Source organism: Paenibacillus agri, from assembly GCF_013359945.1.
In the GTDB taxonomy this organism is placed as follows: domain Bacteria; phylum Bacillota; class Bacilli; order Paenibacillales; family Paenibacillaceae; genus Paenibacillus_AQ; species Paenibacillus_AQ agri.
In genome coordinates, this window is the sequence record NZ_JABWCS010000208.1 from 86,404 (window position 1) to 102,344 (window position 15,941).

Below are 15,941 nucleotides of genomic sequence, written 5' to 3' on the forward strand. Positions count from 1 at the left end.
CCTACAATTCACTTTGTAAAATTGATATTAGACTTGTGCAAAAACTTTGACCGGAGCAATCGCTCCTGTCTCATCCAGCTTGTAAATCCCAAGGAACTCGCCTTGCAAATCGTAAAGCCGGAAATCACCGTCCGTCTCGACTTCCGGAGCAACAAAACGTAAGGAAAGGCGCTGGCCCTGCAGGGCTGCTTTCTTCTTCTCGTCCATCACCTTATGCTGTGGCAAATGGGCAATCGCTTCATCAGCAGCAAGCAGATGGCTGTCCAGCGTACCTGCTTCCTTGTGGTCTGCAATCTCCTCAAGTGTTAGACAATGCTCGGCAGTAATGCCAGCAGACATCGTTCGTTCCAGCTTAACCATCACCCCTGGCACGCCCAGTGCCCGGCCAATATCGACGCAAAGCGTACGGATATAAGTGCCTTTGGAGCAGCGTGCACGGAAGGTAATATCGGGATAATTACCATTTCGAGTCACATTCAACAGCTCGATTTCGTAAATCTCCACTTCCCGGCTTTTCCGTTCTACGGTCTTGCCTTCTCTAGCCAGTTCGTATAGCCGTTTGCCATCTACCTTGACTGCAGAATACATCGGTGGCACCTGAGAAATTACACCTTGAAAAGAGTTTAGTACCGCAGCGATCTCTTCATCCGTGACATTTACTTCGTCAACGGTCTCTGTAATCGTTCCGGTCAAGTCCTCTGTATCACTGGCCATGCCAAGTCTCAGCGTAGCAACATACTCTTTGGGTAGCTCCTGAATATACTCCACCACCCGGGTAGCCCGTCCCAGACATAACGGCAGCACACCCGTCACTTGGGGATCAAGTGTTCCCGTATGACCGATTCGCTTCATGCCTAGAATGCGCCGGGCTTTGGCCACAACATCATGGGACGTGAACCCAGCTGGCTTATACACGGCCAAAACTCCTGAAAGTTCACTCATAAATGACGTCTGACCTCCTCAAGGATAAGCGGAATAACCTGCTCCAGTGGCGCCTCTACCTTGGCTCCGGCTGCACGGGTGTGTCCGCCGCCGCCAAACGTCTGCGCCAGTGCGGCAACATCAACCTTGCCCGCAGAGCGTAGGCTAACCTTAACTGCATTCTCATGAATGACCTTGAACAGAATGCCAACCTCTACCCCACGAATATTGCGCGGATAGTTCACAATCCCTTCGAGATCCTCATTCTCTGCAGCACAATCAATCATGTCCTGCGGAGTCACGTGAACCCAGGCAATGTGCCCTTCAGGTGACAGCTGCAATGTACTCAGAGCCCGGTTTAATACCTTAACCTGCGGCAATGTCATTTCTTCCAGCAGATTCTCCGCCAGTTCCGGACCATTCACACCAAGTGACAACAGTTCAGAGACTGTAGCCATTACCTTCGGTGAAGTATTGGAATAACGGAAACCGCCGGTATCCGTCAACAATCCGGTATAGATAGCAGTCGCAATCTCAAGATTCCATTCTACTCCGATAACTTTGAGCAGATCGAATAGAATCTCTGCGGTCGCCGCTGCATCCGGCTTGATCAGGTTGACCGTTCCATACCCGTTATTGGTGGGATGGTGGTCAATGTTGAGGATCTTCGCCCCTTCGGCAAAATAACGCTGTGTTCTTCCTACACGTTCAAAGTCGGCACAATCCACACAGATGATATGGCTATATTGGCCAGATAGCTCCTGCTCAGACATATTGACGATCTCACTGGCATGCCACAGGTACTCCATCCGCTTCGGAATTGGACCTTCATTGATCATAGTGTATTTTTTGCCCAGACATGAGAGAAGCCAGCCCACCGCTAGGGTGGAGCTGACTGCATCTCCGTCCGGCTGAACATGCGACACTACAAGGTAATCGTCATGGTCCAGCAGAAACTCACGGGTCTGCTGGAGACTTTGTTCATAGCTCTGCATTCGCCGTCTCCTTTTAAGTTGACTATCTCTCTTCGTTCTTGCCAATATCACCAAGCAGCTTCTCGATATGACTGCCGTAAGCGACGGACTCGTCAAACTTGAAGATCAGCTCTGGGGTATGACGAAGGCGGATTGCCTTGCCAAGCTCTGTGCGGAGAAAGCCATTGGCTTTGTCGATCGCTTTAAGCGACTTGGCTTTTTGTTCTTCATCCCCGAACACGCTAAGGTAAACTTTAGCTTGAGACAAGTCGTTCGTCACGTCCACGCCAGTCACCGTTACAAAACCAATTCGGGGATCTTTCAATTCACTTTGGATCAGTTGGCTAAGTTCTTTCTTGATCTGCTCACCAACGCGTCCAGCTCTGATTTTAGACATCAATATTCACCTCTTCGCTTAGCGCTCTACACGTTCCATGATGAACGCTTCGATAACGTCACCCTCTTGGATGTCATTATAGCGTTCCAAAGTTATGCCGCATTCATAACCTTGCGCCACTTCTTTGGCATCATCCTTGAAGCGCTTCAGGGTATCGATCTTACCTTGGAACACAACGATTCCACTGCGGATCAAGCGCATTTCAGCACTGCGGGTGATTTTGCCGTCAGTAACCATACATCCTGCAATATTACCCACCTTACTGATTTTGAAGACGTTACGTACTTCAGCATGCCCGATAATGTTCTCTTTAAAGACAGGATCAAGCATACCTTTCATAGCACTTTCGATTTCTTCGATTACGTTGTAGATAATGTTGTGCAGACGAACATCCACTTTCTCTTGCTCAGCAGCTACTTTAGTTTGAGCATCTGGACGAACGTTGAAGCCGATTACGATAGCATTTGATGCTGCTGCCAAGGTAATATCGGACTCTGTGATAGCACCGGCACCGCTGTGAATAATCTTCACGCGTACGCCTTCCACTTCGATTTTGGCCAAAGAGCTCTTAAGTGCTTCTACTGAACCTTGCACGTCAGCTTTGATAATTACGTTAAGATCTTTAATCTCGCCATCTTTGATGTGCTGGAACAGATCATCCAATGTAACACGGGTGTTCGTGTTCAGCTCTGACTGGCGCTGGGACGTGGAACGTCTGTCAGCGATAGCCCGGGCTTTACGCTCGTCTTCGAAGGCCATGAACGGATCGCCCGCTTGTGGAACCTCTGTCAGACCCGTAATTTCCACTGGAGTGGATGGTCCTGCTTCTTTGATCTTGCGTCCTTTGTCATTCACCATAGCACGTACGCGACCGAAGCAGTTACCTGCTACAAATGCGTCCCCAATTTTGAGGGTACCATTCTGCACGAGAATACGTGCAACCGGTCCACGGTTCTTGTCAAGTTCGGCTTCTATAACGGTACCGCGTGCCCGTTTGTCAGGGTTCGCTTTGTACTCATTAACTTCAGCAACGAGCAAAATCATTTCAAGCAATTCTTCCAGGTTAATGCGTTGTTTAGCGGACAGGTTAACGAAGATCGTATCTCCGCCCCACTCTTCAGGAACCAGTTCATAATTCGTAAGTTCTTGCTTCACTCTATCCGGATCTGCTCCCGGCTTATCAATCTTGTTGACGGCAACGATGATTGGAAGGCCCGCTGCTTTAGCATGGTTAATTGCTTCTACCGTCTGTGGCATAACACCGTCATCGGCTGCTACAACGATAATCGTCATATCTGTAACCTGAGCACCACGAGCACGCATTGCGGTGAACGCTTCGTGACCCGGTGTATCCAGGAACGTGATTTTCTTGTGGTTGATTTCAACTTGATAAGCACCGATATGCTGAGTGATTCCGCCTGCTTCTCCGCCCGTTACATTCGTGGAACGGATAGCATCCAGCAATGTTGTTTTACCATGGTCAACGTGACCCATGATTGTAACTACTGGAGGACGGGATTGCAGATCGTCTTCGGAATCGTTCTCTTCAACGGTTTCGAAGCTATCCTCATCCACTGGAATCTTCACTTCTACTTCTACTCCGAATTCACCGGAAAGCAGCAGAATGGTGTCGATATCAAGCTCTTGGTTAATGGTCGCCATAACGCCCATAGAAATCAGCTTTTTGATAACTTCCGAAGCATCCTTATGGAGCAGCTTGGCAGTTTCGCCTACAGTCATGCTGCCACGCACGATGATTTTCTTCGGTGTATTGTCAATCTTCTCACGGCGCTCCATCGATTGGTTACGTCCGCCACGGTTGTTCTTCCCACCGCGACCACGGAAGTTACCGCCTTTACCATCATCAAAACGACGTTGGTTCGAATTCGGTCTGCCGCCAGTCGTATTCTTCTTAGGACCGCCAGCGCCGCCACGGGAGAAATCTCCACCTTGACCTTGCTGTGGCCGGCTATCAGTACGCGGTGCGCCGCCTTGTGGACGGTTGCCGCCGGCTGTACTGTTTTGCGGACGGTTACCGCCGCTAGTAGCGCCTTGTGGACGGTTACCGGTGCCGCCGCTACCTTGCGGACGACTGCCGCTAGTAGCGCTTTGTGGACGGTTGCCACCACCAGTATTGCTGCCTTGCGGACGGTTGCCGCCGGAATTACCTTGTGGACGATTGCCACCTGTCGAATTGCCTTGTCCTTGTGGACGGCTTCCGTTGTTACTGCCAGTACGTGGCGCTCCGCCTTGCTGTGGACGCGCATTTTGTGTGGAACCTGATTGTGTTCTGCGGGAATCTTGTCCGCTTTGGGGCCTTGGGGACGTTGTAGTTTGGTTGTTGTTTTGGTTACTGTTCATACCTACCTGCTTTTCCGGTTGATTTTTGTTGGCATTCTGGGCACTTTGCGGATTGGCTGTTACCGATCCGGTTGTCACCGGACGGCTGCTGGCGCCGTTATCCCGCTTGGCCGCAGCGTTTGATTTGATGTCCTTGAAGAATTGCTCTACTTTATTGACAGCGCCGTTCTCCATTACACTCATATGATTATTCACAGGAACATCCAAACGCTTCAGAATTGTAATAATTTCTTTACTACTCATATTCAGTGATTTTGCATATTCATACACACGCAATTTGTCTTTATTGTCTTCTTTAGTCAATAAATACACCTCCGACTGTATCTCCGAGCTGCTTGGAGATCATTTCCGCGAATCCTTTATCCGTAATGGCCAGCACTACGCGCTGGTCTTTACCAATACTTGCACCGAGGGTATCCCGGTGAAAAGCGATTACTAGTGGAATATCGTAGGTTCCGCATTTATCACGGAACTTTTTCTTGGTGTTGTCTGACGCGTCACCCGCAAGAACGACCAGCTTCGCCTCCGATGACCGTACCGCTTTGAGCACGATCTCGTCGCCGGTGACTAATTTGCCTGCTCTCATCGCAAGTCCTAAATAAGAAAGTACCTTACTCATTATCCTCACTATCCTTTGCTGCCAAGAACTGCTCCTCAACGGACGCAAAGTCCCGGGCAAGCTGGGCATAGATTTCGGAGCTTACCTGACATTTTAAGGCCCGGTCAAGCGCTTTGTTCTTCTGGGCCAGTTTGAAGCATTCCAGCTTACCGCAAATATAAGCACCCCGGCCCGACTTCTTGCCTGTCAGGTCGATAAGCACCTCGCCCTCAGGAGTTCTGACCACCCTGATCAATTCTTTCTTGGGCATCATTTCCTGGCTGGCTACGCATTTTCGCAGTGGAACCTTTTTTTGTTTCATTGTATCGCCCCCCGCCTTGACACGTTAATTAATCAATGGAGACGGAATCCTGATGCATTTCATCACTGACAGACTTAGGTCTGCCGTATTCCTGTTCCGCCTGGGTCTCGCTCTTGATATCGATCTTCCAGCCGGTCAGCTTAGCAGCCAAACGAGCGTTTTGCCCTTTGATGCCGATAGCCAGCGACAATTGATAATCAGGAACGATCACCCGCGCCATTTTCTCCGCTTCGAATACTTGAACTTCAAGTACCTTGGACGGGCTCAGCGCGTTGGCCACATATTCTTCCACCGACTCGGAATAACGGACGATATCAATCTTCTCGCCGCGCAGTTCGGTAACGATCGTCTGTACACGCATACCTCTAGGGCCTACGCAAGAGCCGACCGGATCCACTTCCGGGTTGCGCGAGAATACAGCAATCTTGGAACGGAAGCCAGCTTCGCGGGCTACGGAACGAATCTCCACCACACCGTCAAAAATCTCAGGTACTTCAAGCTCAAACAGACGCTTCAAGAGGCCAGGATGGCTGCGGGACAACAGAATTTGTGGCCCCTTAGTGGTGTTCTCAACCTTGGTGATGTAAGCCTTGATACGCTCGCTCTGCTTGAATTTCTCTCCAGGCATGAGTTCGCTTAGCGGCAGAACCGCTTCGATCTTACCAAGGTCCACATAGATGTTGCGCATATCCTGACGCTGAACAAGGCCGGTAACAATATCCTCTTCCTTGTCGATAAAAGCGTTATAAATGAGTCCACGCTCTGCTTCGCGAATACGTTGAGTAACTACCTGTTTAGCCGTTTGAGCAGCAATGCGCCCGAAATCACGCGGGGTGACCTCAAGCTCGGCCACATCTTCCAGTTGGAAGTGAGGGTTAATCTCTCTAGCTGCTGGCAGCGAGATCTCGGTCCGTGAATCCAGAACCTCCTCGACCACCAGCTTACGTGCGAACACCTTGATTACTCCAGTGTTGCGGTTCATGTCCACACGAACGTTCTGTGCTGCATTGAAGTTGCGTTTATAGCTGGAGATCAGCGCAGCTTCAATGGCTTCAAACAGCACATCCTTGCTGATGCCCTTCTCCCTTTCCAGTTCATTCATAGCTTCAATAAAATCCATACTCATGAAATCCCGGTCCCCCTTTCAAGACGTTAAAAAATAATGGCCAATCTCGCGCTGGCGACTTTGGCATATGGCACAACATGTTCTTTTTTGCCCGCGGAGATGAGCAGTTCCTCGTTCTCGAACGAAAGCAAACGACCTTCGAATTCCTTGAGTCCTTGAATCGGCTCATAAACCGTCACATATACGTCTTTTCCTACCGCCTTGGCCACATCTGCGGCTTTCTTGAGCGGACGTTCCGCTCCCGGTGAGGACACTTCAAGGAAATAAGCCTCGGGAATAGGATCATTCTCATCCAGCTTCTGGCTGAAATATTCGCTAATGGAGCCGCAGTCATCGATATCAATGCCGCCCTCCTTATCAACGAATATACGCAGGAACCAGTTGGAACCTTCCTTTACGTATTCTACGTCTACCAGCTCAAAGCCATTGTCGTCCAGATAGGGTCCGAGCATCTGCTCTACCGTTTGTTTAATTTTGGATTTGGGTGTGCTCAAAAAATTAACCTCCACGAACTTGTCTTTTGCTATATACCAAAGATAAAGAGTGGGTTTCCCCACTCTTTACACAACGGACTTATCTCATTATTACCAAAAAAATTATAACATAGTGCGTGGGCACTGACAAGTGCCAGCCCTTGACTCCCCCTTTTCAGGAGACATGACCATTGCAGTTTCCCGCAATCAACCTGTTATATCCGGCAGCAAATCTATGCGCAAATGAGGTCGTTAGAAAAGAGAAAGCTGGTTGCTCTCCGGTAGTCCCCGGAAACAGCCCATACCGGTAAGAAGCTCGATAACCGTCTTACTAGCTTTAGATTTCTGCTGGAAATCCTCTATCGACAGGAACTCTCCGGCGTCCTTAGCGGCAGCAATATTGATCGCTGCGTTATCCCCGATGCCCGATAGTGCAGAGAACGGCGGGATGAGACTGTCGCCATCCACTGTAAAGCGGGTAGCATCAGAGCGGTACAAATCGATATTCTTGAACGTAAGACCGCGAGCGGTCATTTCCAGAGCCATTTCCAGAATCGGCAGCATCGCCTTTTCCTTAGGCAGCGCCTGGAATCCCTTTTGCTCAATCTCCACGATCTGACGACCGATGGCCTCATAACCCTGACAACAAAGATCAATGTCAAAATCCGCTGCCCGTACAGAGAAGTAGGTCGCATAATATTCAATCGGATGATAGAGCTTAAAGTAGGCAGTACGCACTGCAGAGATAACATACGCTGCTGCGTGCGCCTTCGGGAACATGTACTGGATCTTCAGGCAAGAATCAATGTACCACTGAGGTACCTTGCATCGTTTCATTTCCTCGATCCATTCTGGCGGCAGACCCTTACCCTTCCGGACACTTTCGGTAATTTTAAAGGCCAGACTGGCATCCATACCCGCTTTATAGATGAGGAAAAGCATGATGTCATCGCGGCAACCAATTACCGTCTTGATGTTGCAGGTATTATTCTTGATGAGTTCCTGGGCATTTCCCAGCCATACGCCTGTTCCGTGCGACAACCCTGAAATTTGCAGTAAATCGGCAAAACTCGACGGCTTCGATTCGATTAACATCTGCCGCACGAACTTGGTCCCCATTTCCGGCACCCCATACGTGGCCACAGGTGAGCGGATCTGTTCGGGCGTAACGCCAAGCGCTTCCGTAGAGTTGAACATGCTCATTACCTTAGGGTCATTCATCGGGATTGTCGTGGGGTCCACTCCGGTCAAATCCTGCAGCATCCGCATCATGGTCGGATCATCGTGACCCAGAATATCGAGCTTGAGCAGGTTCGCATCAAAAGCGTGATAATCAAAGTGCGTAGTCTTCCATTCGGCATTGACATCATCCGCCGGGAACTGCACAGGAGTAATATCCTCTACGTCTATATAGTCTGGCACAACGACGATCCCGCCGGGATGCTGCCCGGTGTTCCGCTTGACACCTGTACATCCTGCCGCCAGACGGCTAACCTCGGCACCACGCCAGCGTTTCTGGTGATGCTCCTCATATTTCTTGGTAAAACCAAAAGCAGTCTTCTCCGCTACCGTACCGATTGTGCCCGCACGGAATACGTTATCCGGACCGAACATCGTCTTCGTGAAATTATGCGCTTGTGGCTGATATTCACCGGAGAAGTTAAGGTCGATATCGGGAACCTTGTCACCTTTAAAACCAAGGAAGGTCTCGAACGGGATATCCTGTCCTTCGCCCTTCAGCATCCCGCCACAGTCCGGACAGACTTTGTCCGGCAGGTCAAATCCGCTCGGTACACTACCGTCCAGGAACCACTCACTATGCCGGCACTCGGCATTGCGACAAACGTAATGCGCAGGAAGCGGGTTAACCTCCGAGATGCCAAGAAAAGTAGCTACTACGGAAGAGCCTACTGAACCCCGTGATCCGACAAGATAACCGTCGCGGTTCGATTTTTTAACGAGACGTTCAGAGATCAGATAGTTGGCCGAGAATCCGTATTTGATAATCGGCTCCAATTCTTTTTCCAAACGGGCCACTACGACCTCCGGCAATTCCTCGCCGTATATTGATTTCGCTGTCGTGTAGCAGGTCTCGCGGATTTCCTCATCTGCTCCTTCAAGAATCGGAGTAAACAACTTATCCGGGAACAATTCCAGCTCCTCAAAGCGATCGGCCAGTTCCACCGTGTTCGTCACCACAACCTCCATCGCTTTTTCAGGACCCAGGAAATCGAACTCAGCCAGCATTTCCTCTGTCGTCCGGAAATGGGCGTCTGGCTTACGCATATCCTTCAGCGGGCTAAAGCCAGTAATGCCGTTTATCGTAATGTCACGGTACAGCTTGTCGCGCGGCTCGAGATAATGCACATTTCCTGTAGCGATTACCGGCTTGCCCAGCTGCTCACCAATCTCGCAAATTTTGCGTACCACGTCACGCAGTTCCTCAGGACTGGCTACAAACCCTTTGTCCACCAAATGCATGTACATTGTCAGTGGCTGGATCTCCAGCACGTCGTAGAATTGGGCGACTTCCATCGCTTCCTCCACTGTTTTGTTGAGTACAGATTCGAAGAATTCTCCCCGTTCACAACCTGAGATGACCAGCAATCCGTCCCGCAGTTCTTCAAGCTTCGATTTTGGAATACAAGGAACCCGCTTGAAATACTCTGTATGTGATAGCGAAATCAGCTTATAGAGATTTTTCTTACCGATTGCATTAAGAGCGTATATACAGCAATGAAACGGCCGTGTGTTGGAGAGATCATTCCCCACATAATCATTGAGCCGCTCCAGACTTGTCATCCCTTTTAGCTTCTCAGCATCCGCAAGCAGACCGTTCAGAATACCACCCAGGGCAATCGTATCGTCAACCGCCCGGTGATGGCTTTCCAGCAGCACCTTATATTTATCCGCCAGAGTGTTCAGACGGTGATTCTTCATCGTAGGATGCAACAGCCTTGCTAACTCCAGCGTATCCAGTGACGGATTAGTCAGCTTGGGCTGCCCCAGCTTGGCCAGAGAAGCCTGAATAAATCCCATATCGAATCTGGCGTTATGTGCCACAAGCACACTGTCACCTACAAACTTTACAAAATCGTGCAGGACTGGCTCCAGATCAGGAGCATCCTTGACCATTTCATCCGTAATATTCGTCAACTGCTGGATATGATAAGGAATCTTCTCGTGCGGGTTAACAAAGGTGGTATACCGATCCAGCTCTTTCCCCTCGCACATCTTGATCGCTGCAAGCTCTGTAATGTTATTGCGGGTGATTGATAAGCCCGTGGTCTCGATATCGAAAACTACATAGGTAGCTGTCTTCAAATCAAGCGGTTTCGGATTCTCAACGATATTCACCGCGTCATTCACGACATTGGCTTCCACACCGTACAGCATTTTAATCTTGTTCTTATGGGCAGCATGGTTCGCTTCCGGGAAGCTTTGAACTCCGCCATGATCGGTAACGGCCATTGCCGTGTGGCCCCATTTGGCCGCTGTTTTGATATAGACATCGACTGGCGTCACAGCGTCCATCGTGCTCATAGTCGTGTGTAGATGGAACTCTACTCTTTTGACTGGAGCGTTATCCTTACGTGCAGGTGGCGCCGCAACCTCGGACAAGTCAGATGGGATCATCACCAGTTCCGGAATTTGCATAAACCGGTCATACTCCACTCTTCCCCGCGCTCTTACCCATTTCCCGTTAGCAAGCTGGCCCATGATCTTGAGGTCTTCCTTGTTCTTAGCGAACATCTTCATTTGCAGGGAGTCGGTAAAATCGGTAAGGAAGAAAGTAAAGAGTGTGCTGCCGTTACGCAGTTCTTTGCTTTCCAGACCAAAAATAGTCCCCTGAATCGTGATCTTCTTCTCTTCATCCTGAATCTCAATAAGCGGCACAGGCGGTTCTTTGATATCATAACCCACCTGAAGCTTCACGACTTCATTAGGATCGCCCTCATCTACAACGGCTTCCGGCTCAACCTCAGTCATCATTTGCTCAATGAATTCACGCTGCTCTTGCTGGAGCTTCTGCTGGAATTCTTCGAAGACAACCGTATTATCCTGATTTTCCGCCACCTGAATTTTAACCCTGAGCGGGAGAGCAAAATATTTATCGTAAAATTTTATAATGGCTGAGTCGATGCCCTTTTTACGGGCTAGTTCCTGAGACATTGCATCGCTCATCGTCAGCACCAGAGTACCGTCTTGAAGTTCCTGCGAAGAACGTGTCAACCAACCGTTAACCGACGGGATTTCACGCTGAACCCACTCCAGGAACAACCCCCAATACTCTGCCACCAGATCTGCCCTGCTAACGTTCTCCGCATATTGGAACAAAAAGCTCACTTTCGCAATATGCTGCAGCTTCTCCCGCATTCTCAGACAAAAGGTTCGGTAAGCCTGCGCAGGTACTAGAGTTTCTTTGGCAATAACAATACGCCAATCCCGGTTGCCACGGCTAATCTCTACACGCTCAATACTTCCATCCAGAAAATAAGGATCGATGAGTGCAGGCGGTATTTCGCCCTGCTTCATCAGAAGCTCGAACCTTTTTCTTCTTTCTACGTTTTGTTCCATGGCTTCCCTCCACCTTATGATCGCCCTAACTTGCCAATGATAAAAAGCTTCCGGGTCAAAAAGCATTGGGTTCTTTCGGCCCGCCGACTCCTTTCGCCAGAAGCTGCATGAAGTAAATCTATATCTTGTAAAGTCGCTCTAGATTAGTACGCTTTAGCAAATACAACGGTATGTGCAGCAGGCTTTCCACAACAGAGGCAGACTTCCTTCTGCTCCGCAGGATTGAACGGAATATTCCGGCTGGTTGCTCCGGTCTCATCCTTAACCTTGGACTCACATTCTTCAGATCCACACCAGCCTGCCAGTGCAAAGCCGCGTTTTTCTTCCATGGAGGCCTTCATCTCATCTAGGGTATCAACCGAGTAGAAGTGATCTTCACGGAATTTGAGTGCCCGTTCGAACATTTCGTTGTGTACCTGCTCCAGCATCGCCTGTACTTCTTCTACAAGGTTCTCTTGCTGAATGACTTTCTTCTCGCCAGTAACCCGTGATACCAGAACACAAACGCCGTTCTCCATATCACGTGGACCGAGTTCCAAACGAACAGGTACTCCGCGCATTTCATATTCGTTGAACTTCCAGCCTGGTGTTACATCCGCACGATCGTCAACGCGGACACGGATGCCGGCGCTTTTCAGTTCCTTGAACAGCTCGTCTGTCCGCCCGATTACAGCTTCACGCGTCTTTGGAGGTCCGATCGGAATCATAATCACCTGTGTTGGAGCTACCTTCGGCGGCAACGCCAGACCGCGGTCATCACCGTGCACCATGATCATCGAACCGATCATCCGTGTGCTTGTCCCCCAGGAGGTGGTGTGTGCATACTCAAGCACGTTGTCACGGCTCAGGTACTGGATATCAAAAGCTACAGCAAACTTGGTGCCCATATAATGGGAAGTACCCGCTTGAACAGCCTTTCCATCCTTCATCATAGCTTCAATGGAGAACGTATCCACCGCACCCGCGAAGCGTTCAGAAGGCGTTTTTTGACCCGCGATGACCGGAATAGCCAGATAGCCTTCTAGAAAATCACGATAAACCTCCAGCATTTGCATCGTCTCTGCCCGTGCTTCTTCCTCGTTCTCATGCGCTGTGTGCCCTTCTTGCCAGAGGAACTCGCTAGTACGGATGAACGGCAGTGTACGTTTCTCCCAACGCACGACGTTCGCCCATTGGTTGATCAGCACCGGCAGATCACGGTAGGACTGAATCCACTTGGAGTACATATGTCCGATCATGGTCTCCGAAGTTGGACGGATGGCCAGACGTTCTTCCAACTGGTCTCCACCCGCTTCTGTTACCCATGGCAGCTCAGGATTGAAGCCTTCGATATGATCCTTTTCCTTTTGGAAAAAGCTCTCCGGAATAAACATTGGGAAGTAGGCGTTACGGTGACCTGTTGCTTTGAAGCGACGGTTCATCTCTTCCTGGATATGCTCCCAAATTTCAAAACCGTCCGGTTTGAAGACGATACAACCCCGCACTGGAGAGTAATCCATCAAATCCGCTTTTTTAATAACATCAATATACCAGCGTGAAAAATCTTCGCCTTGCGGCGTAATTTCCGTTACGAATTGTTTATCTTTTGACATGTGCTGGAATTCCTCCCGTAAATAAAAGCAAAATTATCCGCTAATCAAGCGCAATATATCATTATAAGTTACTGCTATCATAAGAAGGAAGAGCAACGCGAACCCAACGAAGTGAACCATGCCTTCCCGGCCGGGATCAACCGGCTTGCCGCGCAATGCCTCAACACCAAGGAACGCCAGACGGCTTCCGTCAAGTGCAGGAATCGGCAACAGGTTGAAAATACCGAGGTACAGGCTGAGAATCGCTGCCCATTTGGTTAAGTATTGAATACCTTGTTCGGCAATCTGTCCTGTCAGTTGGAAGGTACGAACCGGTCCGCCGATATCATCCATGTTGAACTGATTGATCAGTTGCTTAAAGCCGATAAAAATAATTTTTGTGGTATTGACCATATCCTGTCCGGCCCCTGTAAATGTCTCTCCAAGACCAGCCTTACGGGTCTGAATTTCGGGAGTGATACCGACCTTGGCACCGTCTTCCCCTTCCATCGAACGCGGAATGAGAGTAAAGTCCAATGTTTCGTTACCTCGAAGAATTTCCCACTTCATTTCCTTGCCCTTAGAGGCTGCAGTCAGGGTGATCATCTTCTGGAAGTCACCGCCAATCTTCTGGCCGTTAACGGAGTCGACGATATCACCTTTCTTGAGACCTGCCTCTTCGGCCGGCATGCCCTTGCTGACATCACCGATCTTGACAGTGCTAGGGTTCTCAATAGCGATTCCAGCCATCTGAATATGGAGCGCAAACAGTACGAAAGCAAGCAAGAAATTCATAACTGGTCCGGCAACAATGGCAAGCGCGCGTTGACCTACGGTTTTACTGCCGAATTGGCGGTCCTTAGGCGCAATCTGTGTCTGTTGACTGCCTCTGACCATCATCGCTTGCGGGTGAACATCATAAATGGTCACTTCTCCGTCCACATCCAGCGAAATTTTCAGCTTCTCCTCAAGGTCCGTATGCTGTGCTTCACCACGAATCACGTTTTTGCGAGTGTCGAGCGCATCCAGATAAATGTTCTTGACCTTATTGTCCTGTCCCAGTCTTACAGCAATGGTCTGACCCGGACCGATCTCGACAATCTCTGGATCCTCTCCAGCCATTCGCGCATACCCGCCAAAGGGCAGTAGACGCAACGTGAACTGGGTCTCATTGCGTTTATAGGAGAACAGTTTTGGACCAAAACCGATAGCAAATTCTCTGACAAGTATGCCAGCGCGTTTGGCAAAGTAGTAATGTCCCCATTCATGTACGGTTACCAATACAAAAAACATCAGCACCGTTAAAAAAACGACTTGAACCATTTCCAAGCGTAACATCCCCCTTTAGGTGTAAGACCGAAGTATGTCCTCTTAATTTATCATTATTCTCCGATCAGGCACAAGAGAATCAACAGTCCGAACCTATTTTTAGGGCCAGGCAATGATTAGCAGTTAAAAAAAGCAGGATGTTTACAGCTGTACCGCCAATTCCCTCGCCGCTCGGTCACAATACCCGATTTGCTCCAGATCAGGATTACTTTCGTTGATATGGCGCTGTAGCACCTCATCAATGATTTCCTCGATACGCAGAAATGAAATTTCGCCGCGCAGGAAGCGATCCACCGCAATCTCGTTCGCCGCATTGAATGCTGTTGTAGCGGTTCCCCCTGCTTTACCACACTCAATTGCCAGTCTAAGAAGCGGATAACGTTCAAAATCCATCTCCCGGAACGTCAACCGGCCAGTTTCGGCCAACGAGAGGCGTTTTGCCGGGGAATGCCAGCGATCTGGATAGGTCAAGGCGTATTGGATCGGAACACGCATATCCGGGGTGCCAAGTTGGGCAATAATGCTGCTGTCACGAAATTCTACATAAGAGTGAATGATGCTCTCCGGATGCAGCAGCACATTGATCTGCTCATAAGGAAGATCGAACAGCCAATGAGCCTCTATGACCTCTAAACCTTTGTTAACCATGGTCGCTGAGTCAATCGTAATCTTCGCACCCATGCTCCAGTTCGGATGTCGCAGCGCGTCTTCCACCGTAACCCCTACAAGCTGATCACGGGTGTAATCTCGAAAAGAACCACCAGACGCTGTTATAGTGATGCTCTCGACATCGCTCCGGTTCTCCCCGTTCAAGCATTGAAAAATCGCAGAATGCTCACTGTCCACAGGAAGTATGCGCACACCCTTCTTGCGGGCCAACTCTGTCACGAGATGTCCTGCTGTCACAAGTGTCTCCTTGTTGGCGAGTCCGATCGTTCTACCCGCTTCAATCGCAGCTAACGTAGACTGCAGCCCGACACTGCCCACCACCGCAGTAACGATCGTATCGGCATCGCCTCCTGCAGCGATCTCCACCAAGCCCTGGCTTCCGCTAAAAAGCTCCGTACCTGCTGGCAGAGCTCCTCTAATCTCATTAGCAAGCGCTTCGCTGGCGACAGATACCCTGCGCGGTTTGAACTTACGAACCTGCTCCAGCAAGAGCGCAGTGTTACTTCCAGCCGCCAATCCATCAATTTCAAATTTCTCCGGGTGCATCGCGATGACATCCAATGTCTGAGTGCCGATGGAGCCGGTAGAACCGAGGATACTTATTTTCTTCACAGCAGTACCT

At 49.7% G+C, this 15,941-nt stretch carries 12 protein-coding genes; all 12 read right to left on the reverse strand.

Features of this window, described 5'->3' with window-relative positions; genetic code table 11:
• Positions 1 to 27 precede the first annotated feature (27 nt).
• The 12 genes from truB to HPT30_RS13655 all read right to left on the reverse strand — a co-directional run bounded on the left by truB (position 28) and on the right by HPT30_RS13655 (position 15,931).
• A complete protein-coding gene (gene truB / locus HPT30_RS13600; RefSeq protein ID WP_175371908.1) occupies positions 28 to 942 on the reverse strand; it encodes a tRNA pseudouridine(55) synthase TruB in 915 nt (304 codons plus the stop codon).
• The gene (locus tag HPT30_RS13605) at positions 939 to 1,916 is read right to left on the reverse strand and encodes a DHH family phosphoesterase (RefSeq protein ID WP_175371909.1); all 978 of its coding nucleotides are present in this window, start codon (positions 1,914 to 1,916) and stop codon (positions 939 to 941) included. Before HPT30_RS13605 ends, truB begins: the two co-directional genes overlap by 4 nt.
• A 22-nt stretch (positions 1,917 to 1,938) precedes the next feature.
• Complete coding sequence (rbfA, locus tag HPT30_RS13610) at positions 1,939 to 2,292, reverse strand: 30S ribosome-binding factor RbfA (RefSeq protein WP_175371910.1); 354 nt, start codon at positions 2,290 to 2,292, stop codon at positions 1,939 to 1,941.
• 18 nt (positions 2,293 to 2,310) lie between these two features.
• Positions 2,311 to 4,956, reverse strand: a complete 2,646-nt coding sequence (gene infB / locus HPT30_RS13615; protein WP_175371911.1) for a translation initiation factor IF-2 — start codon at positions 4,954 to 4,956, stop codon at positions 2,311 to 2,313.
• A complete protein-coding gene (locus HPT30_RS13620) occupies positions 4,949 to 5,272 on the reverse strand; it encodes a YlxQ family RNA-binding protein (protein ID WP_066362065.1) in 324 nt (107 codons plus the stop codon). The genes infB and HPT30_RS13620 overlap by 8 nt, the downstream gene beginning before the upstream one ends.
• Complete coding sequence (gene rnpM, locus HPT30_RS13625) at positions 5,265 to 5,573, reverse strand: RNase P modulator RnpM (protein ID WP_066362066.1); 309 nt, start codon at positions 5,571 to 5,573, stop codon at positions 5,265 to 5,267. Before rnpM ends, HPT30_RS13620 begins: the two co-directional genes overlap by 8 nt.
• A gap of 28 nt (positions 5,574 to 5,601) precedes the next feature.
• Positions 5,602 to 6,699, reverse strand: coding sequence for a transcription termination factor NusA (gene nusA / locus HPT30_RS13630; RefSeq protein WP_066362068.1), 1,098 nt, complete (start codon positions 6,697 to 6,699; stop codon positions 5,602 to 5,604).
• Between the two features lie 26 nt (positions 6,700 to 6,725).
• Entirely contained in the window at positions 6,726 to 7,193 is a 468-nt protein-coding gene (gene rimP, locus HPT30_RS13635; protein WP_066362070.1) for a ribosome maturation factor RimP, read from the reverse strand.
• Positions 7,194 to 7,424: 231 nt separating this feature from the next.
• Entirely contained in the window at positions 7,425 to 11,750 is a 4,326-nt protein-coding gene (locus HPT30_RS13640) for a PolC-type DNA polymerase III (RefSeq protein WP_175371912.1), read from the reverse strand.
• A 143-nt stretch (positions 11,751 to 11,893) separates the two neighbouring features.
• Entirely contained in the window at positions 11,894 to 13,342 is a 1,449-nt protein-coding gene (proS, locus tag HPT30_RS13645) for a proline--tRNA ligase (RefSeq protein ID WP_175371913.1), read from the reverse strand.
• Positions 13,343 to 13,375: 33 nt separating this feature from the next.
• Positions 13,376 to 14,650 (reverse strand): RIP metalloprotease RseP, encoded by a 1,275-nt coding sequence (gene rseP / locus HPT30_RS13650; RefSeq protein WP_175371914.1) that lies wholly within the window; start codon positions 14,648 to 14,650, stop codon positions 13,376 to 13,378.
• Positions 14,651 to 14,791: 141 nt separating this feature from the next.
• Positions 14,792 to 15,931, reverse strand: coding sequence for a 1-deoxy-D-xylulose-5-phosphate reductoisomerase (locus tag HPT30_RS13655; protein ID WP_175371915.1), 1,140 nt, complete (start codon positions 15,929 to 15,931; stop codon positions 14,792 to 14,794).
• Positions 15,932 to 15,941: the final 10 nt, after the last annotated feature.